Source organism: Bacillus mexicanus, assembly GCF_050445615.1.
GTDB lineage: Bacteria > Bacillota > Bacilli > Bacillales > Bacillaceae > Bacillus > Bacillus mexicanus.
Window position 1 is genome coordinate 1,034,837 of record NZ_JBCEYV010000001.1, and the last position, 21,748, is coordinate 1,056,584.

General features: G+C 40.9%; 26 protein-coding genes. All 26 read right to left on the bottom strand.

All coding sequences use genetic code 11. From position 1 onward, the window contains the following. Positions 1-2 precede the first annotated feature (2 nt). Genes cheB through flgB form a run of 26 tightly spaced genes read right to left on the bottom strand, consistent with a single transcriptional unit; the run spans position 3 to position 21,532 of the window. A complete protein-coding gene (gene cheB / locus AAGG74_RS05485; RefSeq protein ID WP_429674742.1) occupies positions 3-1,076 on the bottom strand; it encodes a protein-glutamate O-methylesterase CheB in 1,074 nt (357 codons plus the stop codon). A gap of 1 nt (position 1,077) precedes the next feature. Next, positions 1,078-1,974, bottom strand: coding sequence for a MinD/ParA family protein (locus AAGG74_RS05490; protein ID WP_429674743.1), 897 nt, complete (start codon positions 1,972-1,974; stop codon positions 1,078-1,080). Next, entirely contained in the window at positions 1,965-3,065 is a 1,101-nt protein-coding gene (gene flhF, locus AAGG74_RS05495; protein ID WP_429674744.1) for a flagellar biosynthesis GTPase FlhF, read from the bottom strand. The genes AAGG74_RS05490 and flhF overlap by 10 nt, the downstream gene beginning before the upstream one ends. Further along, positions 3,065-5,098, bottom strand: a complete 2,034-nt coding sequence (gene flhA, locus AAGG74_RS05500; RefSeq protein ID WP_162101608.1) for a flagellar biosynthesis protein FlhA — start codon at positions 5,096-5,098, stop codon at positions 3,065-3,067. Before flhA ends, flhF begins: the two co-directional genes overlap by 1 nt. A gap of 32 nt (positions 5,099-5,130) precedes the next feature. Then, positions 5,131-6,213: a flagellar biosynthesis protein FlhB gene (gene flhB / locus AAGG74_RS05505; RefSeq protein WP_429674746.1), complete on the bottom strand. Its 1,083-nt coding sequence runs from the start codon at positions 6,211-6,213 to the stop codon at positions 5,131-5,133. Then, positions 6,213-6,992, bottom strand: coding sequence for a flagellar biosynthetic protein FliR (fliR, locus tag AAGG74_RS05510; RefSeq protein WP_162101606.1), 780 nt, complete (start codon positions 6,990-6,992; stop codon positions 6,213-6,215). Before fliR ends, flhB begins: the two co-directional genes overlap by 1 nt. Positions 6,993-6,999: 7 nt before the next feature. Continuing rightward, positions 7,000-7,269 carry a flagellar biosynthesis protein FliQ gene (fliQ, locus tag AAGG74_RS05515; protein ID WP_003220888.1) on the bottom strand — a complete coding sequence of 90 codons (270 nt, stop codon included), beginning with the start codon at positions 7,267-7,269 and terminating at the stop codon, positions 7,000-7,002. Between the two features lie 14 nt (positions 7,270-7,283). After that, the gene (gene fliP / locus AAGG74_RS05520) at positions 7,284-7,949 is read right to left on the bottom strand and encodes a flagellar type III secretion system pore protein FliP (protein WP_162101605.1); all 666 of its coding nucleotides are present in this window, start codon (positions 7,947-7,949) and stop codon (positions 7,284-7,286) included. Beyond that, positions 7,942-8,601, bottom strand: coding sequence for a flagella biosynthesis regulatory protein FliZ (gene fliZ / locus AAGG74_RS05525; RefSeq protein ID WP_162101604.1), 660 nt, complete (start codon positions 8,599-8,601; stop codon positions 7,942-7,944). The genes fliP and fliZ overlap by 8 nt, the downstream gene beginning before the upstream one ends. Before the next feature lie 14 nt (positions 8,602-8,615). Next, positions 8,616-8,978 (bottom strand): chemotaxis protein CheY, encoded by a 363-nt coding sequence (cheY, locus tag AAGG74_RS05530; RefSeq protein WP_014476812.1) that lies wholly within the window; start codon positions 8,976-8,978, stop codon positions 8,616-8,618. A gap of 27 nt (positions 8,979-9,005) precedes the next feature. Continuing rightward, positions 9,006-10,151, bottom strand: a complete 1,146-nt coding sequence (gene fliY, locus AAGG74_RS05535; RefSeq protein ID WP_429674747.1) for a flagellar motor switch phosphatase FliY — start codon at positions 10,149-10,151, stop codon at positions 9,006-9,008. Further along, complete coding sequence (fliM, locus tag AAGG74_RS05540) at positions 10,141-11,139, bottom strand: flagellar motor switch protein FliM (protein WP_162101602.1); 999 nt, start codon at positions 11,137-11,139, stop codon at positions 10,141-10,143. The genes fliY and fliM overlap by 11 nt, the downstream gene beginning before the upstream one ends. Before the next feature lie 33 nt (positions 11,140-11,172). Further along, positions 11,173-11,595: a flagellar basal body-associated protein FliL gene (gene fliL / locus AAGG74_RS05545; protein WP_162101601.1), complete on the bottom strand. Its 423-nt coding sequence runs from the start codon at positions 11,593-11,595 to the stop codon at positions 11,173-11,175. Further along, positions 11,592-11,807: a swarming motility protein SwrD gene (swrD, locus tag AAGG74_RS05550; protein ID WP_162101600.1), complete on the bottom strand. Its 216-nt coding sequence runs from the start codon at positions 11,805-11,807 to the stop codon at positions 11,592-11,594. Before swrD ends, fliL begins: the two co-directional genes overlap by 4 nt. A gap of 39 nt (positions 11,808-11,846) precedes the next feature. Next, positions 11,847-12,641, bottom strand: coding sequence for a flagellar basal body rod protein FlgG (gene flgG / locus AAGG74_RS05555; RefSeq protein WP_162101599.1), 795 nt, complete (start codon positions 12,639-12,641; stop codon positions 11,847-11,849). Positions 12,642-12,662: 21 nt separating this feature from the next. Continuing rightward, positions 12,663-13,085, bottom strand: a complete 423-nt coding sequence (gene flgD, locus AAGG74_RS05560; protein WP_162101598.1) for a flagellar hook assembly protein FlgD — start codon at positions 13,083-13,085, stop codon at positions 12,663-12,665. Then, a complete protein-coding gene (locus AAGG74_RS05565; protein WP_429674748.1) occupies positions 13,082-14,530 on the bottom strand; it encodes a flagellar hook-length control protein FliK in 1,449 nt (482 codons plus the stop codon). The genes flgD and AAGG74_RS05565 overlap by 4 nt, the downstream gene beginning before the upstream one ends. Positions 14,531-14,543: 13 nt before the next feature. Next, entirely contained in the window at positions 14,544-15,158 is a 615-nt protein-coding gene (locus AAGG74_RS05570) for a MotE family protein (RefSeq protein WP_429674750.1), read from the bottom strand. Positions 15,159-15,169: 11 nt separating this feature from the next. Then, a complete protein-coding gene (gene fliJ / locus AAGG74_RS05575) occupies positions 15,170-15,613 on the bottom strand; it encodes a flagellar export protein FliJ (protein WP_162101595.1) in 444 nt (147 codons plus the stop codon). Positions 15,614-15,615: 2 nt separating this feature from the next. Beyond that, positions 15,616-16,932 carry a flagellar protein export ATPase FliI gene (gene fliI, locus AAGG74_RS05580; protein WP_225494050.1) on the bottom strand — a complete coding sequence of 439 codons (1,317 nt, stop codon included), beginning with the start codon at positions 16,930-16,932 and terminating at the stop codon, positions 15,616-15,618. Next, a complete protein-coding gene (fliH, locus tag AAGG74_RS05585; RefSeq protein ID WP_429674751.1) occupies positions 16,929-17,681 on the bottom strand; it encodes a flagellar assembly protein FliH in 753 nt (250 codons plus the stop codon). Before fliH ends, fliI begins: the two co-directional genes overlap by 4 nt. Next, positions 17,674-18,690, bottom strand: a complete 1,017-nt coding sequence (gene fliG, locus AAGG74_RS05590) for a flagellar motor switch protein FliG (RefSeq protein WP_162101592.1) — start codon at positions 18,688-18,690, stop codon at positions 17,674-17,676. Before fliG ends, fliH begins: the two co-directional genes overlap by 8 nt. A gap of 12 nt (positions 18,691-18,702) precedes the next feature. Then, the gene (gene fliF, locus AAGG74_RS05595; RefSeq protein WP_162101591.1) at positions 18,703-20,313 is read right to left on the bottom strand and encodes a flagellar basal-body MS-ring/collar protein FliF; all 1,611 of its coding nucleotides are present in this window, start codon (positions 20,311-20,313) and stop codon (positions 18,703-18,705) included. A 45-nt stretch (positions 20,314-20,358) separates the two neighbouring features. Then, the gene (gene fliE, locus AAGG74_RS05600; protein ID WP_429674752.1) at positions 20,359-20,676 is read right to left on the bottom strand and encodes a flagellar hook-basal body complex protein FliE; all 318 of its coding nucleotides are present in this window, start codon (positions 20,674-20,676) and stop codon (positions 20,359-20,361) included. 14 nt (positions 20,677-20,690) lie between these two features. Further along, positions 20,691-21,143 carry a flagellar basal body rod protein FlgC gene (gene flgC, locus AAGG74_RS05605; RefSeq protein WP_162101589.1) on the bottom strand — a complete coding sequence of 151 codons (453 nt, stop codon included), beginning with the start codon at positions 21,141-21,143 and terminating at the stop codon, positions 20,691-20,693. Then, on the bottom strand, positions 21,143-21,532 hold the full coding sequence (gene flgB / locus AAGG74_RS05610) for a flagellar basal body rod protein FlgB (RefSeq protein ID WP_429674753.1): 390 nt from the start codon (positions 21,530-21,532) through the stop codon (positions 21,143-21,145). The genes flgC and flgB overlap by 1 nt, the downstream gene beginning before the upstream one ends. Positions 21,533-21,748: the final 216 nt, after the last annotated feature.

The window sequence follows — 21,748 nt, forward strand, 5'->3', positions numbered from 1 at the left end:
AATCACACCCTCTCTTTTTTCACACAGCTAGCAATGGATGCTGCGATATCTTCCACATGTTTAACCTCATGGATGAGGCCCGCTTTAACAGCTGCTTTTGGCATCCCATATACGACACAAGATTCTTCAGACTCCGCAATGGCTTTCACATTGCCGGCCGCAAGCATGTCCTTTAAGCCGGCAGTGCCGTCACTGCCCATGCCGGTCATGATAACCGCTGTTTTTTCATAGTCTTCCAGTTTACTGACAGAACGGAATAAATAATCAACAGATGGTTTATGACGGCTTGGCGTATCGAAGTTATCAAGCACAATTTGGAGTCCTCCGCTGTTTTTGATCACGGATATGTTTTTTCCTCCCGGTGCTATGTATACACAGCCTTTATGAGCCGCTTCACCATCTTTCGCTTCTTTTACCTGAATGTCAGATAAATGATTCAGCCGCTCAGCCAAAGAAGCAGTAAAACCTTCAGGCATATGCTGAACAACAACCACTGGTGCGTCTAAATCTTTAGGGAGCTTCGGTATTACCTTTTGTAACGCCCTTGGACCGCCAGTTGATGTGCCGATACATACAATTTGTCTGCCTGTGCCGGGTTTCAGTTTGCTGCTTTCAAGCTTTACAGCACGCACGATAGGTGCAGGCCGTACTGCCGCCTGCGATACAGGACGTGTCCTCTTGCCAGATAGCCCAGCCGTCATGACACGCTCAACTAATTGTTCTTTAATTTTGTACAAATCCAGAGAAATAGAACCAGATGGCTTTGTGATAAAGTCGAAGGCACCGATCTCTAAACAATTAATTGTGCACTCTTTTCCTTTTTCGGTCTGGCTTGACACCATGATGACCGGCAAGTTATAAATCTCAATGATTTTGCGCAGTGTGTCTGTCCCATTCATGACCGGCATTTCAACATCAAGAGTTACAACATCAGGATTTAGCAATTCAATTTTCTTAAGTGCTTCTTCTCCGTTTCTCGCAGTTCCGATTACTTCTATCTGCTGTTCTTCGGTTAGAAAATCACTTATCATTTTTCTCATGAAAGCTGAATCATCAACTACAAGCACACGAATCAAATTAAGCCCTCCTCATTAAAAAAGAAGATAATTTCTCAATAAATGTCTGTTTTTCTTCTTTATGTCTTGTTTCTTCTCTTTCAAACAAGGCGTCCGCTAAAAGTCGGACTGACCGGCTAGCTTTTGCCTGAGGGTTTTTTATGAAAAAAGGAACCTGTTCGACAACCGCTTTGCTCACGATCGCATCGTCAGAAACGGAGCCCGCAAACTGAACCTGAACATCCAAAAACATATGAATCGTGCGGGAAAGACGGGTAAAAGTGTCCAGCCCTTCCTTTTGATCGCTGCACCGATTGACAGCGACCTTCATTGAAAGTTTATTCTCCGTCAAAACCAAATGCTTGACAGCGCTGTATGCGTCCATGATGGCCGTCGGTTCGGGAGTTGTTATAATCAAAATATCTTCTGCCGACAAAATAAAAGGCAGTTGATCTTTTGATAAGCCCGCTCCCATGTCAAACAGTACATAATCGAACTGGCCCAACGCGTGAGAAAGCTCATTGGAAAAAAACGTCCATTTTCTTTGATCCAACTGAAACATCACATCAAGACCGGTTCCGCCTGATATATACCGCAAACCCTTTGGCCCAATGGATAATGACTGCATTAACGGCTTGCGGTCAGTTAATACATCGATAATCGTGGCGGACGGTGAGTTTCCCATTAATATATCAATGTTCCCCATCCCGATATCAAGATCGATGAGCAGCACCTTCTTACCTTTATCTTGAAGCGCGATGGCCATATTTAAGGTAATATTGGATTTTCCGACACCGCCCTTGCCGCTTATAACAGCAATTGTCTTCGCTTTTTGCGGATAAACCCTTGGCAGAACATGCTGACGTTTTTCCATTTCCGCCCGTAAAGTTGCTGCTTGGTCAAATCTGTTCATCTGCACAGCATCCTTACAAAATCAAGTGGAGATACAGTCTGTATATCCTCCGGCACATTTTGGCCGTTCGTTATAAAACCTGCTCCTATTTTTGATTCTGCCAGAATATTAAATATAGAACCTAAGGAAGTCGTTTCATCTATTTTCGTAAAAATAAACTGATTGACAGGAACGGAAGAAAACCGTTTGACAATATGCTTCATATCTTCATATTTTGCAGTCGCGGATAAAACGAGAAATGATTGAATACTGCTTTCAAAAGGAATCGTTTCTTTCAATTCATCAATGTATTGCTGCTCCTTGAAGTTTCTTCCGGCTGTATCAATAAACACATGATCATACTCAGAAAATAACTCCTTTGCCTGCTGGAATTCTTCTTTTGTATAGCACACTTCCAGAGGAGCCTGCAGCAGCTCGGCATAGGTTCTCAACTGTTCGACAGCTGCTATCCGATACGTGTCCGTTGTAATAAAGGCGATTTTTTTATGTTTTTCAAGCATAGATATGGCTGCGAGCTTAGCCAGCGTTGTTGTTTTTCCAGCTCCTGTTGAACCAAACAACACGATATACTTTGAGTGAATAGGCTCCTGCCACTTGTCTGCTGAAGGCAGCATATCACATAATATATCCTGAAGTTTGCCAACCACGTTTTCTTCCGTCAGACCGCCTGCCTCCACAGAATAGCGAAGCATTTTTTTCAAAGTGCTCGTCTTCGCTGACTCTTTAATTCCCGTTTCTTGCAATAGCTTCTCTGCTTTTCGCAGCGGCTCAGGAAGTACGGATTGATAGGCTGAAAAATCACCGGGCTCTTGTTGCACCGAAATTTGAGGAGGAAATATCCTCTCCTCTTTTTTCGGATTGCTGACCGGAGTTTTTAATATTTGTTTCGGCTCAGCTGCTTTTTGAGGCATTTTTTGCTCAAGAAAATCCTGGTCTAATACGGCAATAACTTCAACAGCAGGCTTGTTAATGAGGCCAAACCATTTTCGTTTTTTGATTTTTTTCGAATTTAATATGACTGCTTCATTACCTAACTCTTTTCTGATGAGTAGTGCCGCTTCTTGCATTGAAGCAGCAGTAAATTTTTTTATTTTCATTAAATATCCACCACTCCAATGCTTTGAACCTCAACATTTGCCTCAAGTTCGTTATAAGAAAGTACCGGAAGATCAGGGAAGTATCGTTCCAGAAGCTGTTTCACATACATTCTGACAGGCGGCGAACAAAGAAGAATTGCCGTTTCCTGACGTAATGAGAGCTGTTCGGCTTCTTTAGCGACAGAGCGTACAATGCTTTCTGAAACATCTGGTTCAAGCGATAAATAATTCCCGTGTTCTGTTTGCTGTACACCATCGGCAATTGCCTTTTCTACACGGCCCGAGCAAGTAACAACCTTCAGCACTTCATTTTCCTTGGCGAACTGGGCGGTTATTTGCTTAGCCAGTGCCTGTCTTGTATACTCTGTCAAAAGATCAGAATCTGTTGTTAATTTTCCGTAGTCAGCAAGCGTTTCAAAAATCGTGACTAAGTTTCGGATTGACACTTTTTCTTTTAAAAGCTTAGCCAACACCTTTTGAATATCTCCGACAGACAGCGGATTCGGCGTAACCTCTTCCACAAGGACTGGATACGTCTCCTTCAAGTGATCAATCAGTTGTTTCGTCTCCTGTCTTCCGAGCAATTCGTGGGCATACTGCTTGATTTTCTCCGTAATATGGGTCGAAACGACTGAAGCAGGATCGACAACTGTATAACCGAGCATATCAGCTTCATCCTTTACCGATTCGCCAATCCATTTGGCCGGCAGTCCGAACGACGGTTCCACTGTTTCAATCCCTTCTATGAGATCGTCTTCAGGTGTAGGCGACATTGCTAAATAATGATCAAGCAACAGCTCGCCTTTCGCTACTTCGTTGCCTTTAATTTTCAAACGGTATTCATTAGGTTGCAACGCTATGTTGTCTCTGATGCGCACAACAGGGATAACCAGTCCAAGTTCCAGGGCCAGCTGACGGCGAATCATCACAATTCGGTCTAATAAATCACCGCCTTGATTTGCATCCGCAAGCGGTATTAAACCATATCCAAACTCAAATTCTACCGGATCAATGTGCAGTAGCTGAACGACACTTTCAGGACTTTTAAGATCGTCGACCTCGGCCTCTTCCTCGAGAACCTCATCCACTTCTTCTTTTTCCTTACCTGATTTAGAAAGCATATAAGCGCCAAAAGCAAGCAGCCCTGCAAGCGGCCCCGTCAGAAAAATGCCAATCGGAGTGAAAATACCAAGAAGCAAAATCGTAGATGCTGCGACATATAAAAGTTTTGGATAAGCAAACAGCTGACCTGTAATGTCATGCCCTAAGTTTCCTTCAGAGGCTGCTCTTGTCACGACAATACCTGTAGCTGTTGAAATTAACAGCGCCGGAATTTGCGAAACAATTCCATCCCCTACGGTCAGCATCGTAAATTTTGAAGCTGACTCTTGAATGGACATGCCTTGCTGAAGCATTCCGATCACGATACCGAAGATAATATTGATCATCACTATGATGATCCCGGCAATCGCGTCACCTTTTACAAATTTGCTGGCACCGTCCATTGCTCCATAAAAGTCTGCTTCTCTTGCCACTTTTTCACGACGATGCTTCGCTTCCTGTTCGGTAATCATCCCAGCATTTAAATCAGCATCAATACTCATCTGCTTCCCTGGCATTGCGTCCAGCGTAAACCTTGCCGCAACCTCAGAAACACGTTCAGCACCTTTTGTAATGACGACAAACTGAATAATAATCAGGATGATAAATACAACAAGTCCAACTAATACATTTCCGCCGACAACGAAATTTCCGAACGTCTCGACCACTTTTCCTCCTTCACCATGTGAAAGAATGGAACGGGTCGTTGAAACGTTTAAGCCCAAACGAAACAGGGTTAAAAGCAGAAGCAGTGACGGGAAAATTGAAAACTGAAGCGCTTCTTGCATATTCATTGTGGTGAGAAGCACGATCAACGCAAGAGAAATATTAATAATGATCAAAATACTTAACAGCCATGGAGGAAATGGAATCACCAGCATCGCCACAATGAGGACAACACTTATTAAAACGGATAAATCTCTTGTTGACATGCTGTTTTTTCTCTCCTTTTAAATCGAAAAATTCAATATACTTTTTGTTTTGTTTTATATACGTAAGCCAAAATTTCTGCCAAAGCTTTAAAAAATTCTTCCGGCACAGCCTGGTCAATTTCCACCTGATCATATAACGCACGGGCAAGCGGCCTGTTTTCTACCATCATGACATCATGCTCTTTAGCAATTTTCCTGATTTTTAATGCCATATGGTCAACACCTTTTGCAACAATATAAGGAGCGTCCATTTTTCCTTCATCATATTTCAAGGCAATCGCGTAATGGGTCGGGTTCGTGATAATGACATCTGCTTTTGGAACTTCCTGCATCATCCGCCTCATCGCCATTTCCCGCTGTCTTTGTTTGATTTTAGACCTGATGATCGGATCTCCTTCAGATTTTTTGTACTCATCTTTTATATCCTGCTTTGACATTTTGATGTTTTTCTCATAGTCAAACCTCTGATATAAATAGTCAAGACCCGCAAGTATTAACAAAGCGCCTGCACCGCTCAGCCCCATCCATAAGGTCAGTTTTGAAACAAAAGAAAGCACCTCTGCGGGTGTCAAAAGCGGAAGCCGGAGAATTTCTCCATAATGCAGCCAAAGTACAGCGAATGCCGCAAAACCGACAACTGTGATTTTTAATATGGATTTGATCAGTTCTACAATTGCCCTCATACTGTATATTCGTTTAAAGCCTTTAATCGGATCCAGCTTTTCAAGTTTAGGCTGCATTGCTTCAGCAGAAAACAAGAACCCGACCTGCAAATAGTTACTGGCAACGCCTGCAATAAGAGCGACAAGCAAAATCGGAGCAAGTATTATGCCCATGTCCTTTAATAAACTGATAAACAGTGTATGAACATTAGATTCTGATAGCTTCATTGTGAGCAAATCGGTATAAAACGTCTCTATAAATGACAGCAGCCTGTCTCTCATATACGGACCGATCGCAATAAACGAAAGAAATATGACTAATAAAGAAATAGCGGTATTGACATCCGAGCTTTTGGCTACCTGCCCTTTTTTCCTCGTATCCTTCCGTTTTTTCGGAGTGGCTTTCTCTGTCTTCTCACCTGCAAAAAACTGCAGGTCAATCCTAAGCTTCATTAAGAAACACCGACCAATGCTAAAAGATTCCGCATCGTTTCAATCGTTAAGCTGAAAACATTCCGCACAACAACGAACATAACGGACATACACACAATGAGCATGATAAAACTGACAGCGATCTTTAAAGGCAGACCGACCACAAATACATTTAATTGCGGAACACTTCGGGCTACGATACCTAATGCTAAATCAACGAGAAACAAACTAGCCACAACCGGCGCTGACATTTGAAAAGCGATAATAAACATCGCATTAAAGCTTTTCGCGATAAAATAAACAAACTTCTCGTCACCGAAATTCGGAAATGCCTGATCAACAGAAATATACTGAAAGCTGTAGTAAATACCGTCCAGCAGTAAGTGGTGGGCATTGACGCTCAGCATAAACAAAAGTGCCATCGTATAGATAAACTGGCCGATTAACGGGCTTTGTGCACCAGTTTGCGGATCAATAACATTCGCAATTGAAAATCCCATTTGAAAATCAATAAATGAACCGGCAATCTGCACTGCAGCCAGCATCATATAAGCAATCAATCCTAGACAAAGACCCACCAAAGCTTCTTTAAACGTTAGAAGCATATATTGTCCATCTATCTCCAAAGAGGGAGGTTTATCAATGGTGCTGAAGCAAATGACTGCGAGAAAAAAAGCAAACCCAATACGATGAACAGCTGGAACATTCCGATGTCCGAATAACGGAACCGTTACAAAAAAAGCAGAGATTCTAATAAAAACCAATAAAAAAGCAGGAAATAAGTCAATAATTGAATTCATCTCTACATTACCCTGCAAAACGGTTTAAATTAGAAAACAGCTCTGTTGTAAATGAAAGAATGGTGGACAGCATCCATGGTCCAAAAAAAATCAGGGCGAGTAGAACTGCCACGATTTTCGGAATAAACGCCAAAGTCTGTTCTTGGATTTGAGTTGTCGCTTGAAATATACTGACGATTAAACCGACCAGCAAAGCGATAGCCAATAATGGCCCGCTGATCATCAGCGTTACGTATACGGCTTTTTCTGCCATAGAAATTACAAATTCTGAACTCACATTTAGCACCTACCCTAAAAGCTCTGAAGCAAAGATTTCACAATTAAATACCAGCCGTCTACTAAAACAAAAAGTAATATTTTAAAGGGCAGAGAAATCATAACTGGAGGGAGCATCATCATCCCCATTGACATTAAGACGCTCGCCACTACCATATCTATAATTAAAAATGGGATAAAAATCATAAAACCGATTTGAAACGCTGTTTTGAGCTCCGATATGGCAAATGCGGGAACCATTGTTGTGAGCGGAATATCCTTTAGTGATTCAGGTTTATCCATTTTCGCATAATTCATAAACAGCGCCAAATCCTTCTGCCTTGTGTGTTTACTCATAAATTCTTTAATCGGTTCTTCAGCTTTCGTATACGCTTCGTCCAAGCTGATTTTGTTGTCCATTAATGGAGTCAGCGCTTCTTTATTAATCTCTGAAAACGTAGGAGCCATAATAAAAAACGTTAAAAATAGCGCAAGTCCGACAAGAACCTGGTTTGGCGGCATAGATTGCGTCGCCAGTGAAGTCCTGACAAATGACAGAACAATGACGATGCGAGTAAAACAAGTCATAAGAATCAATATTCCAGGCGCCACTGAAAATACAGTTAATAATAATAGTAATTTAACAGTTGAACTTACGTTTTCCGGATCACTTGAACTGAAAATATTTATAAACTCATTCATGATGACGTGGGCCTTTCTTCTTTCCTTCAGAACGATTTTGTTTTAACTCTTCAAGCTGCTCTTTTAATGCTTTTGAAAAGGAAAGCGATTTTTCCTGTGGCTGCTGTTCAGAACCCTTCAGCGGTTTCACAAATTTTTGCCATTCTATTTTGTTTGACATTGCCTCTTCATGCTGGCTTAGAATGATTTCAGTCTCTTTTTCATCCTCGATTTCTTTCAGCAGCTGGATCGTCTCTCCTACACCAACGACAAGCACACTTTTTCCGACTTTAATCAATTGGATAGACTTGTTTTGACCGACCGATGTGCCACCTATATTTTCAACGTATTGAAAAGGCTTTAGGAGGCGATTTCTTTTGTTCATGAGCTTAACAAGCCCATAAATCAGTACGATAACAAACAGTAAAGCGAAAATCATCTTCACAAAATCAAAAGCTGAGACAGAAGGAGCTGCCGCTCCCTCCGTCTCATCAGCAGTTTGTGTTGTTTTTTCTTCCTTATGCTCTGATTTATCTGCAGTTTTTTCATCTTTCTTTTTGAACCATTCGTTTACAGTTGAATTATTAGAGTCTGCCGCGGCGGCAGACATCGGATGTACACTGAATAGAACGAAAAAACAAATAAAAGCGATGAAATATTGACTCTTCCTCAACAGTCGTACACCCTTTAACTTAATGTTTTGTTGATTGCTTCAAGCACACGGTCTGCCTGGAAAGGTTTTACGATGAAATCCTTAGCGCCTGCTTGAATAGCATCGATAACCATTGATTGCTGTCCCATAGCAGAACACATAATGATTCTTGCCTGTGCATCAATTTGTTTAATTTCTTTTAAAGCTGTAATACCGTCCATTTCAGGCATCGTGATATCCATAGTAACGAGGTCAGGAGAATGCTCTTTATATTTTTCTACTGCTTGTGCTCCATTTTCAGCTTCCGCTACTACTTCAAAACCGTTTTTCACCAAAATATCTTTAATCATCATTCGCATAAATGCTGCGTCATCTACAATTAAAATTCTATGTGCCATAATCTATCTATCTCTCCTTGTATTTCGTTATTTTAAATTATTAATGCGCTCTGCCTGGCTTAAAATGTCAGTAACTCTTACACCGAAGTTTTCTTCAATGACAACGACCTCGCCTTTGGCAACAATACGCTGATTTACTAAAATATCTACCGGCTCACCAGCTAATTTATCAAGCTCAATGATACTTCCTGCAGAAAGCTCTAAAATCTCTTTTACGCTTCTTTTCGTTCTTCCAAGCTCAACAGTGATTGAAAGCGGGATATCCAAAAGCATATCCAGGTTGTTTCTAGGGGCTTGCGAAGACTCGTTTGAATCAAACGCGGAAAACTCTACCGGTGAAACCTGAACTGGCGCTGATTGCTTTGGTGTTCCCTGTCTTTTTGGCGGTTGCTGCTGTTGCTGCTGTTGCTGTTGCTCATGATGCGGCTCTGGCGTTACAGACTCTTTCGGCTGCTCATATGTAACATCAGGCTGCGGCGCTGCTTCTTCCTCTGCACTTCCTGTATTCATAAGGTTTGAAATTAAGTCTTTCGCAAATGTCAGCGGATAAAGCTGCATAATGCTGGAGTCTATTAATTCTCCCACCTTTATGTTGAAAGAAACTTTCACCAGCATTTCATCATCAGGAATACGGTCAGTTCCCTTTTCTTCAATGACATCGAGCAATTCAACCCGAGGCGGTGAAATATCTATTTTTTTACTGAATACAGTAGACATTGATGTAGCAGCTGATCCCATCATTTGGTTCATCGCTTCTTGAACCGCACTTAAATGAATTTCACCTAGCGAAGGGTCAGCGCCTTTTCCGTCTCCCCCGATCATTAAGTCAGCAATGATCGCAGCGTCATTTTGTTCTACGACCAGCAGATTGCTGCCGCTAAAGCCCTCCGTATAATTCACTTCAATGGCTACATACGGTTTAGGAAACGCATCGCTGATTTTACTTCTAGGAATGACAGTTACGCTTGGAGTCGTAATATCGACCTTTTGATTTAAAAGTGTTGACAGTGCTGTCGCAGAACTGCCGAATGAAATATTTCCAATTTCACCGATCGCGTCACGCTCCATGTCCGACAAGTCATGTACTTCCGTAGCCTCAGGCTCATCAGGTGTGCTGCCTGTGCCGTTAAGAAGCGCGTCAATCTCATCTTGAGATAATCTATTATTCTCCATCTTGTTCACCTCTTATGTCGTGATCTAAAATTTGCACTGCCTGTTTTCGATTCACCCGGCCGGCTTGTCCTAAAAATTTCGGCTTATCTCCGACCAATACAGTAAGAGGATCTGTGACTGATTTGTCCAAAGTTATGCAGTCTCCGACTTCTAAACTTAAAAACTCTTCTATTGTCAGTTCAGATGTGCCGAGCTCGGCCACGACAGGTATTTGTGCTGTCATAATACGTTTTTCAAGTGACTTTGTTTCCTCAGGCTTTGGCTCATTTCTATCTGATTGCATCCAATAGTGGACCGAAAGCTTCGGTATGAGCGGCTCGAGGACAATATGCGGGATACAAAGATTTATGACACCACTGATGTCACCAATTTGAGTATTGAGCGATATCACCACAACTGTTTCATTAGGAGATACCATCTGAACGAATTGCGGATTCACTTCAAACTCAGTCATTTCCGGTTCAATATCAGCAATTGACTGCCAAGCTTCTTTATAATTTCCCAGTGCATTTTCAAATAAATTTGAAATGATTTTTGTTTCAATTTCTGTCAAATTGTCAACCTTATTATGACTGATTCCTATACCGCCCATTACCCGATCCATCATCGTATATGCAATCGCAGGGTTAACCTCCATCATAATTCTGCCTTCCATCGGATGGACAGCAAACAGGTTCAGTATCGTCATGTTCGGGATGGATCTAATAAATTCCTCATAAGGGACCTGGTCAACAGAGCTGACAGATATGTGAATATAGGTCCGGAGCTGAGCAGAAAAATGAGTAGTGAGAAGTCTAGCAAAATTATCATGAATTCTCGTTAAACTACGAATCTGATCCTTAGAGAACCGCAGGGCACGTTTGAAATCATAAACCTTCACTTTCTTCTCTTTTTCTTCCTTTTTCAGCTCTTCAGCGTCCATTTCACCTGTTGATATTGCAGAAAGCAGTGCATCTATTTCATTTTGGGAGAGAACTTCTCCTGCCATTTTCCTCACCTCCGTATTCTGTCAAATGATTGTTTATTGCAGATTAAAGGAGGTAAAATACACTTTTTCTACTTTTCCTTCTTGGAGGTAGCTATTTATTTTATCTTTTAGTTCCTTCTTAAAGGCCTCTCTACCCTTGTCTCCTTCAATCTCATTAACGTTCGTATTAGCCAGCAGCGTTATTACAGTATCCTTCACTTGAAAATCACGCTTTTCAAGTTCTTCTTTTGATTTATCAGAATCTGTTTCAAGTTTAATAGCAAGCCGGATAATATTATCAGACTTTAAATTCGTTGTAATCTCTTCCACAGCAACTGTAGATGCAACGATTTCATCAACACTTTTTTTCGCTTCACTTTTTCCGGACTTTTCGCCTAAAACAAAATAAGCCGCCGCCCCGAGAGCACCAATTACGATAAGAATAATTAGTAAAATAATCAGTAATTTTTTCTTCATTCCGGTTCCTCTATTCCTTGTTCCATTGAAAATATTTGTATTTTTCGGTAGAAAGATGCGACCTTCTCCAGAACAGCTTCTTCATCTTCTTTTACTACAAACTTCTTACCGTTTGACAAAGTGATTGTAGTATCCGGAAAGCATTCAATCTGTTCAACAAATAGCGCATTCAGTATAAAAGGCTGCCCATTTAAGCGGGTTACTTTAATCATAAAACAGCGGAGAAGCGATTACTCGCCTCCCCTCCCTCCTTAACGTTTAAGGTTAACCAGTTCTTGAAGGATTTCATCAGATGTTGTAATAATTTTTGAGTTTGATTGGAATCCGCGCTGGGCAACGATCATTTCAGTAAATTCGTCAGTTAAGTCAACGTTAGACATTTCAAGAAATCCTACTTTAAGAGAACCTGTACCGCCATCACCAGGCTGGTTTGCTGCACTGGCAGTCCCAGAGTTTAGAGACTCACGGTATAAATTGTTTCCGATTTTATCTAAACCGTCACTGTTTGCAAAAGTGACAATCCCGATTTGTCCGCCGTCTTGTTTTTGACCGCCCGCATCAACGATTGACACCTTCCCATCAGAACCAATGTTGAAGCTTTGTGCATCAGTAGGGATTTGAATTGTGTCTCCATTCATATTTAATACGTGGTAGCCATCACCCGTTACCATTGTTCCAGTATTATCTAAATAGAAGTTTCCTGCTCTTGTATAGGATGTTCCATCGCCTGTATCAATTCGAAAGTAACCGTCACCGTCAATCGCTAAATCAAGTGTTCTTCCTGTACTTTGTGTTGCGCTTGTTGAATGGATTGTATCAATTGTGCCTGATGATGAACCTAAACCGATCTGCTTAGAGTTTGTACCCCCAATAGCCCCTCCAGCAGCAGAACCGCCTGCAATCGTTTGGCTTACCATATCTTTAAAGGTTACACGGCTCTTTTTAAATCCTACTGTATTCACGTTGGCAATGTTGTTGCCGATAACGTCAAGCTTTGTTTGAAAATTTTTCATACCGCTGATTCCAGAATAAAGTGAACGTAACATAATGTATTCCCCCAGATTGTTTTATTTAGAAGACTGTGCTACAGACAACACATTCGTCGGGCTGATTTCAGTGCCATCATTAAGAACAAGATAATATTTTCCTTTTGACTGTTTTACTGAACTTACTGTGCCTGCTTTTTCTGTTGCTCCTCCGTCAGCAGTCCAAGAAACTTCTTTTCCCATCCAATCAAGATACGTCGTAAACGGATCCTGATTTTCGACGAACTTAGTCATTGTGGTATTCAGATTCATCATTTGTTCCAGACTAGAAAATGTCGCCATCTGACTGATGAATTCTTTATCATCGACCGGGTTGAGCGGATCTTGGCTTTTAACTTGGGTCATTAATATTTTTAAGAATTCATCTTTCCCCAAGCTGCTATTGCCAGTCGGCGCAGTGCTTGTTTTTTCAGGCAGTTTATATTCTGAACTTATAGAAGTCATTCTTCTTCCTCCATATCAACTTCCGATATTTCATCGAGCAGATCACCGAAATCATTTGATTGTTTTTTCTGTCTTTGCTGTCTCTGTCCATCTTGCTGCTGTTTCTGTTCATCAGCAAGCTGCCCGTATATCGGCTGATCTCCGCTTTGGACCGGGAGCGTGAAACGATCAATTTGGACTGCCATATTCGGCAATGATTGCTTCAGCTGAGGAAGATGCTGTTCAAGCAATTCTTTTGCTGATTGGCTTGATGCAATGATCTTACTCTGAAACATCCCATTTTCATTTGTCAGCTTGATTGTGACAAATCCTAGATGTCCAGGATTCAGCCGAATGGTGAAGCTTCCTGTCGATCTGCCGAAAGGCGTATATTTCATCTGTTTCCACCCTTTGATCACTTGATCAGCTACCGTTTTTGTTTCGGCAGCCGGTAAATCAGATGACATCTGCTGCGGATTAAGTGTTTGAACTCCGCCTGTGCTCCGGTATCCTGAGAACATCATGTGAAGTCCTGATTTACTATCAACAGATTGAACGCTTCCAGAAATATCCGATGAATTTTTGCTGAATGAACTCTGTGAGGACGGTGCCAGAACACGCTTCCCAAAGTCTTGTGATGATTCGGATGATTTCGGTAACAAGAAAGCCTTCAATTGACTTTCAGCTAAATTCCATTCTTTTGTCCCTTTTTGAGGCAGCATAGACATTTGTTCCATTAAGCTTTGAAAGCTTTTCAGTTCTGATGCTGTCATCGAATATAGCTTAGAACTCGACTCATCTTTAGTGAATATTTGCTGTTTTAAATCCTGAATGAGCTGTTGAGATACACCCTTTTTTTCTAATGAAGAAAGAAATTGATCTCCGTTCTGATAAACGGCATGGGCTTTATTGCCATTCCCGCGATCAGACAGCTTATTCCCTTCTAACAGATGACTAATGAACATCTGGATAAAGATAAGTTCTTTATTATCCTTAGACTCTACATTCTCCTGATTTGATTGCTCTGTATCAGACTTCAGTTCTCCATCGGTATCATTGACAGCTGAGGCCAATTTGCCTTCTGAAATGATTTTCCCCGATTCCGCAAGTAATGGCGCCGTTTCGTCAGACATTTTTAATTCTACTGTCTGCAACAGATTCTGCAGCATTTGCTGAGCCGTTTCATCCAACTGCTTCCCTGTTAGTTTGCTTAATGTTTGCAGAAGGTCTGCTTTTTGTTTGTCTTGCTCTTCAGGACTTGCGTTTAGCCAATCTCTGATTTTTTTAAGCGCATCTGTTAAAAGCTGATCACCAGCAGGAGTTTCCTTACCTTGTTCTGAGAGTTCCTTCAATCCGGTCTCAGACATAAGCCAATTTTGAAAAACCCCCTGGCTACTATTCATGGTTTTAGCCGCAGGTCCTGCTGTGTTTTTCAGCATAGGGCCCGCCAAGTCAAGCAGCTTCACCTTTCATCCCCCCTTATTCATGGCTGGCAGCAATTTTTTCTGTGTAGGTTGCTGCTTGCTCAGGAGTCATCTTCGCCAATATGTCAGCAAGCTGCTTTTTACTTAAGCCATTCAATATTTTCAGCGCTTCTTGCTCCTTTAATTGGGAAATGATTTTTGCAGCCTTTCCGCTGTCCATGCTTTTATATACGCTGATCACCTTGTCGTTTTTAGAGGAAGAATCCGGTCCTGATGCATTTTCAGTATGATCTTCTGATGACTTTTTTTGATCCTCTGCTGTCTTTTCAAGTGAACGGATTTTTTGATTGAGTCTGTCAATTTCAGATTTACTCGTTTCTAAATCTTTATTCAATATATTGATTTCACTTTTTTGATCCTTAATGGTCTTTTCCAAAGCTGCCGTATTACTGCTATCCTTACTTGATGCTGTGTCTTTTTTATTTTCGGTTTCAGGAACCAATTCTTTTAAAACCGGCGTTTTTGCCGCCGTTTCCTGTATTGGCTTTAAAACATTGACACCAGCAGCCCAAAGAATAATTCCCCCTGCGATTAAAAGAAACACCAGCGGTAGGATAATGATAAGCAAAACCGAACGGGACTTACCTGATTCTTTCTTTTTGCCGGACATTACATTCGCTCCTAATGGCCTTGAATCATAAACTGCTTAATCGAAATGTCATCCATTTCTTTCATCTCTGCAGCTTTGTCTTCAAGAGCAAACATTTTAAACTGTTTTTCACGCATTTTTTCAAACTTTTTCACTTCAATATTTTTCTCAGTCAAAATTTCTTGTTTTTGATTCATTTGATTTCTTTTCATAATAACAAGCTTTTGATAGTGATAAATCGTATTTTCCAGATTTGAGACAAATTGCTGGTAATGCCTCATCTCTTGCACACTCATGCCGCTTTTCAATCTCTTTTCCTTATTTTGTTCAAGCAATTCCTTTTTGCTCATATTTTCATATAATTTTTCAGCAACATTTTCAAATTCAGAAACGGATTGCTGATATTCGGATAAGGATTGATCTTTCTCATTTTCTTTTAGTTCCAGCAGCTTTTGGAATCTAAATTGATAAACCACGTTTATTCCTCATTTCCTGTCAAACTAGTTAATGCAGCAATGCTTTCTTCCAATGATGCTGAATCATCTGTTCCCTGTTTTAAAAATTGAATAAGCTGCGGATAAAATTGAATGGCTTCATCAATTTCTCTTGAGGATCCTCTTTTGTAAGCTCCGATATTAATGAGGTCTTCCGAATTTTGATACGTCGATAACAATTCACGGAATTTATTTGCTGCATCCAGATGTTGTCTTGTCGATATGTTTGACATCACCCTGCTAATACTTTTTAGTATATTAACTGCGGGAAACTGGCCTTTATTAGCAAGCGCCCTATCCAACACAATATGTCCGTCTAAAATACCGCGAACAGTGTCAGCGATCGGCTCATTCATGTCATCCCCGTCTACCAACACAGTATAAAACGCCGTAATGGTTCCATGTTCATTTGCACCTGTTCTCTCTAATAAACGAGGTAAAATAGCGAACACGGAAGGTGTATAGCCTTTTGTCGTCGGAGGCTCTCCGGCAGCCAGCCCAATCTCACGCTGCGCCATTGCCACCCTTGTAACAGAATCCATCATAAACATGACATTTTGGCCTTTATCACGGAAATACTCAGCAATTGCAGTTGCAGTATATGCTGCTTTCAATCTCATTAATGCTGGCTGATCTGAGGTGGCAACGACTACAATCGATCGTTTTAAGCCCTCTTCTCCCAGGTCTTTTTCAATAAACTCACGAACCTCTCGCCCGCGCTCCCCGACAAGTGCAATGACGTTTAAGTCAGCCTCTGTCTGTTTGGCAATCATCCCCATTAATGTACTTTTTCCGACACCGCTTCCTGCAAAAATACCAATCCGCTGGCCTTTACCGACCGTCAATAAACTGTCAATTGATCTGACACCGACACCCATCTTTTCCCGGATAGGCGGCCGTTTCATCGGATTAGGCGGTGATTGCTCCGTCGATACAGGTGAAAGCCCTTTTGGCAAAAGCGTTCCGTCAAGCGGTTCACCAAAAGCGTCGACAACTTGTCCGATCAGTCCGGCTCCAACTTTCACGCGAAGAGATTCACCAGTAGCTTCTACAATGCTGCCAGGCGCAATGCTTGCAGCTTCTAAATAAGGCATTAGCAAAATGTTTTCTTCCTGAAAGCCGACAACCTCAGCTTTAATGACATTGCCAGAATGTCCTTTTGCATAAATCAGGCACACGTCGCCAATTGAGCTCGCAGGTCCTTTTGATTCAATCATCAGGCCGATCACTCGTTTGACTTTACCGTACCGTTTATATGAGTCCGTCATGTCGATACAATCTATCAGACTCTGTGTATTCATTCAGCTGCACCCGCTTCCAACGCTGTCAGAAGTTTATCTTTCAATTGCATCAATTGTGTGTCAACACTCGCATCTACCCTGCCAAAAGGTGTCTCAATAAAACAGGTTCCTTTTTGAGCTTTTTCATCAGCATATATGCCGAGCCGGCATTCTTTATGAAGCAAATGCTGGATTTCGTCTTTTTGCTGAAAGACTGTCTCATAGTAATATGGATCTACATATATTGATATATCGTCGTATTCCTTTACTTCGTTAATGACTTGTTTCACTAGCAGTAGAAAAGCCTCTTTATCATCAGATGTTTGTTGCCATATTTTTTTAGCAAGTGCAACGGCAAGCTCAACAATTTCTCCATTAGCGTCTTCAAGCTTATCCTCAACAGCTTTTCTGGACATTTCAGTTATGCTGTTCGCTTGGCTGATGAGTTCAGCGTACTGCTGCATCGCCTCAGCCTTTCCTAATGCCATACCCTGTTCAAAGCCCTCGGCTTTTGCTTCTTCAATAAGCTTCTGTTTTTCAGCCGACCAATCATTTTTTTCCTGCTCAATTTGACGGCGAATATTTTCTATATGGCTGTTTGCCTGCTCAGAAATCCGGTCAGCTTCCTCTTTCACTCGGGCCATAATTGCTTCTGGGTTCTCTTCAGCCTGCAAAAGGTGAGAATGATCGATACGCACCTCTTGTACAGAGAGCTTTCTTTTTTCCTTTTGTGGAGAAAAAGATGATTCTTGTTTAATGATATTAGACAATAATATCGTCCCCTCCGCCTCTTGCTATTACAATTTCACCGGCTTCTTCAAGCTTTCTGACGATGCTTACAATTCTTGATTGAGCTTCTTCTACATCTTTCAAACGTACAGGTCCCATAAATTCCATTTCTTCTTTAAAGGTTTCAACCATACGCTGTGACATATTGTTGAACACGATTTCTTTAACTTCCTCGCTGGCAACTTTTAATGAAAGAAGCAGATCGTCGTTCTCAACATCGCGAATGACTCGCTGAATGGCGCGGTTATCAAGTGTAACAATATCTTCAAAGACAAACATCCGCTTTTTAATTTCTTCAGCAAGATCAGGATCCTGAATTTCCAATGAATCCAAGATCGTTTTCTCTGTGCCTCTGTCAACTCCGTTTAACACTTCAACAACAGCTTCAATTCCGCCTGTTTGTGTATAGTCCTGAGTAAATGCCGAAGATATTTTTTGTTCCAGAATCCGTTCTACCTCATTTATAATTTCAGGTGCCGTTCTGTCCATAACAGCGATTCTTCTCGCAACCTCAGCCTGTACCTCAGGGTTCAGCTCAGATAAAATTTGCCCGGATTGCACAGGATCTAAATAGGACAAAATTAACGCCATCGTCTGCGGATGCTCTTGCTGTATAAAATTCAAGATTTGTTCGGGCTCCGCTTTTCTGGCAAAATCAAATGGTTTAACTTGTAAAGAAGAAGTCAGCCTATTAAGGATGTTTTCCGCCTTATTCTCTCCAAGCGCCTTCTCAAGAACTTGTCTCGCATAGCTTAGACCGCCTTGAGAAATATAATCCTGCGCAATGGCTATATTATGAAATTCTTCTATAATTTCATCCTTTTTTTGATGATCGACACTTCGAACACCTGATATTTCTAAGGTAAGCCTTTCAATTTCTTCATCGGTTAAGTGCTTATACACAGAAGCTGACACATCTAACCCCAGGGAAATCATGAGAATGGCTGCTTTTTGTTTTCCTGTAAGCTTATCTTGATCACGTCTCGCCATTTCTAATTCCTCCTAATCCTCGTCCAGCCAGCTTCTTAGCAGTTTTGCAAAATCTTCCGGCTTGTCTTTCGCCATTTTTTCAAGCTGTTTTCGTCTGACTGTTTCCGGTGTTTCATTTTCCTCTTCATTGATATCAGGCATGTTAATTGGTTCTTGTGGACTCTCATACTCGTATTCCTCAAACTCATCCTCTTGCGCTCTTTTCTTTCTGATAAGCATAATGATCAGAATAATGATCGCCGCTATTAAAACACCGCCTACGATATATGCCCACAGCGGGATACCTGAGGATTTTTCCGTATTTGTATCTAAGTTGACTTTCCCGTCAAATGGCTGAACGGAGACAACAATTTTATTATTAATATCTTGATCAGAAAGGTTCTGGTTTTGTGTTGTGTCCTTATCCAGTGATGTTCTGACTACAGTTGAGAGGATTTTTTGTATATCATCCTGTCTTTCAGTTGACAGCGACGCTGTATTTTTTGCATCAGGCGGCTCTACCATGACTTGAATTCCTAAATCTCTGACCTTATAAGGACTTTCAGCGATTTCTTTATGGATGCGGTTAACCTCGTAATTGATTTTATTGCTGCTTTTTTCGTAATTTCCGCTTCCGTTATTATCATCAGCAGCTTTATAGTTCGTTACATCTTCCTCACCAGTTCCGGCAGTACCGCCATCGGCTGCACCGTCACCCTGGTATGTTTCAGATACTTTTTCCGCGCTGACCGCAATGCCTTCCATGTTTTCTTTATCAACAGGCTCGACAATGTCTTCTGTGCGATTTTCTTTTGTGAAATCAACATCAGCTGTAACAGAGACAACTACTTTATCTTGCCCCATCATCGTTCCAAGCAATGACTGAACATGTTTTTGAATGTCTTTTTCAACTTGGGACTTAATTCCTTGCTGGGAAGAATAACTATCCGCGTAGGACCCTGCACCACTGTCTGATTTGTCGTAGTATGTAGAGTTTTGGTCCATGATGACGATGTTATCTTCTTTTAGGCTGGGCACGCTTTTCGATACTAGATGATACAATCCGTTGACCTGGCTTTGATCTAGCGTATAGCCCGGTTGAATCTGCAGAACGATTGACGCGGATGCTGCAGATTGATCCTCACCGACAAACACAGCGTCTTTCGGAAGGTTAATCATTACTTTTGAATTTTTGATACCGTCCATCTCATTGATCAAATTTGACAGTTCTGTCTGTGTCGCTTTCACTTTGACCATATCAAACTCATTATCTGTCATACCGAAGCCGGCATTCTGTCCAAAAAACGAATAATCAATTGATCCGGTTTTCGGAAGCCCTTCTGCAGCCATTTGTACTTTTAATGAATCAACCTGATCTTCCGGAACGCTAATGACTGTACCGCCGTTTGAAAGTTCGTTTGGCACTTTCTTCGCATCAAGTTCTTCTTTAATTTTCCCTGCTTCTTCTGCAGACAAATCTTTGTACAGCGGCGCCATTTTTGTATTAGAAGCAAAAACACTAACAATAATTCCAATAATAATAATTGCCGCTAAAGCACTAATCATTAAAATCTTTTGTAATTTAGATCTGTTTTTCCAAAACTCACTTGTTTTGTTTTTTATTTGCATTAGAGTACGATTCATGTTAACCCCCGGTCATTCCACTCTTTCTCTTAATCGTCAGACCCCCTACATTTGCATTCTCATAATCTCCTGATATGCTTCCACAGCTTTATTGCGGAACTCTGTAGCAGCAGTGAGAGAGATGTTTGCTTTTTGAGCGGCGATCATCACTTCATCAAGATTTACATCTTTTCCTGCTGCCAAAGCATTAGTCATGTTGTCAGAAGTTACTTGGGACTCATTTAACGAACTAATAGAGTTTTTTAAAAGCTCCGAAAAGCTTGTTTGATTTGAAGAATTTGTTTTTTGGCTATTGTTTACTTGATTTGTTGCATTTTGAATATTTTGCACTTGAAATGGAGAAATTGCATTCATTGCATTCATCACATTCATTCACCTTACTTTCCGATTTCTAATGCTTTCATCAGCATTCCCTTAGTGGCATTCATCGCAGTGACATTCGCCTCGTATGATCTTGTGCTGCTGACAAGGTCAACCATTTCTTTCAATGGATCCACATTAGGCTTTTGTACATACCCTTCAGCGTTTGCATCAGGGTCTGTCGGATCATAGACAAGATTAAATTCTGAATCATCCTCAGTAACTTTAGAAACTTTCACACCGTTTCCAGCGTTTCCGCTTCCGCTCATTTTAGAATTGAGGATAGAAGAGAACGATTCACCTTTTGACTGAAGAGAAACCATTTTTCTTCTGTAAGGCACCCATTCTCCATTCACCTGCTTTGCTCTTGTTGTATCCACATTCGCCAAGTTAGACGATACAACGTCCATCCTGACTCGCTGAGCTGTTAAAGCAGACGCTGAAACATTTAAGCTATGAAAAGCTGTCATCATCTTCCTCCTGTTAATACGGTTTTCAACGAATTAAATTTTCCGTTCATTCTTTCAACTAATGCTTGATAGTTGATTTGATTTTGCGCCAATTCTGTCATCTCTTTGTCCACGTCGACATTGTTTCCATTTTGTTGATACGATGTATTTCTACTTTTCACAATTGAATAATTCGAATCACCATCAGAAAAATCAATATGACGATAGTCCGTTTTTGTCGCTTCGAAACGAGAGGACTCTTGTTCTAGCGAATTTTGGAAAGAGACTTTTTTTGCCTTATAGTTCGGTGTATCTATATTGGCAATATTATTAGTTATGACTTTTTGCTTAATATCTGCTCTATTCAAGGCATTATCAAGATTTTGTATCGTTCCAGAAAATAAGCTCATATCCACTTACCTCCATTTCAGTTTTTTTCATCCTCAGTATCCTTGTCGAGAATTGTAAAACTCTATGCTTATTGTAAGAAATAACAGGCATAAAGTCTATGAAGTTCGCATAAAAAATTGTCCTCACAATTATCTATTTTACATCTAGGTACAAAGTCCTAGATTATTAGAACTACATTTTCTGTTTGCATATAAGCCTGAATATAACACAATTTC

Excerpts from the sequence above, each read along its gene's own strand:
- fliI (WP_225494050.1), bottom strand. The coding sequence starts at position 16,932 with ATGAATACACAGAGTCTGATAGATTGTATCGACATGACGGACTCATAT.
- fliG (WP_162101592.1), bottom strand. The coding sequence starts at position 18,690 with ATGGCGAGACGTGATCAAGATAAGCTTACAGGAAAACAAAAAGCAGCC.
- fliF (WP_162101591.1), bottom strand. The coding sequence starts at position 20,313 with ATGAATCGTACTCTAATGCAAATAAAAAACAAAACAAGTGAGTTTTGG.
- flhB (WP_429674746.1), bottom strand. The coding sequence starts at position 6,213 with ATGAAGCTTAGGATTGACCTGCAGTTTTTTGCAGGTGAGAAGACAGAG.
- flgD (WP_162101598.1), bottom strand. The coding sequence starts at position 13,085 with ATGACTTCTATAAGTTCAGAATATAAACTGCCTGAAAAAACAAGCACT.
- AAGG74_RS05570 (WP_429674750.1), bottom strand. The coding sequence starts at position 15,158 with ATGTCCGGCAAAAAGAAAGAATCAGGTAAGTCCCGTTCGGTTTTGCTT.
- flgB (WP_429674753.1), bottom strand. The coding sequence starts at position 21,532 with ATGAGCTTATTTTCTGGAACGATACAAAATCTTGATAATGCCTTGAAT.
- flgG (WP_162101599.1), bottom strand. The coding sequence starts at position 12,641 with ATGTTACGTTCACTTTATTCTGGAATCAGCGGTATGAAAAATTTTCAA.
- fliL (WP_162101601.1), bottom strand. The coding sequence starts at position 11,595 with ATGAAGAAAAAATTACTGATTATTTTACTAATTATTCTTATCGTAATT.
- cheY (WP_014476812.1), bottom strand. The coding sequence starts at position 8,978 with ATGGCACATAGAATTTTAATTGTAGATGACGCAGCATTTATGCGAATG.
- fliR (WP_162101606.1), bottom strand. The coding sequence starts at position 6,992 with ATGAATTCAATTATTGACTTATTTCCTGCTTTTTTATTGGTTTTTATT.
- fliP (WP_162101605.1), bottom strand. The coding sequence starts at position 7,949 with ATGAATGAGTTTATAAATATTTTCAGTTCAAGTGATCCGGAAAACGTA.
- fliE (WP_429674752.1), bottom strand. The coding sequence starts at position 20,676 with ATGAATGCAATGAATGCAATTTCTCCATTTCAAGTGCAAAATATTCAA.
- fliY (WP_429674747.1), bottom strand. The coding sequence starts at position 10,151 with ATGGAGAATAATAGATTATCTCAAGATGAGATTGACGCGCTTCTTAAC.
- flhA (WP_162101608.1), bottom strand. The coding sequence starts at position 5,098 with ATGTCAACAAGAGATTTATCCGTTTTAATAAGTGTTGTCCTCATTGTG.
- fliM (WP_162101602.1), bottom strand. The coding sequence starts at position 11,139 with ATGGCAGGAGAAGTTCTCTCCCAAAATGAAATAGATGCACTGCTTTCT.
- swrD (WP_162101600.1), bottom strand. The coding sequence starts at position 11,807 with ATGATTAAAGTAACCCGCTTAAATGGGCAGCCTTTTATACTGAATGCG.
- flgC (WP_162101589.1), bottom strand. The coding sequence starts at position 21,143 with ATGACAGCTTTTCATAGCTTAAATGTTTCAGCGTCTGCTTTAACAGCT.
- flhF (WP_429674744.1), bottom strand. The coding sequence starts at position 3,065 with ATGAAAATAAAAAAATTTACTGCTGCTTCAATGCAAGAAGCGGCACTA.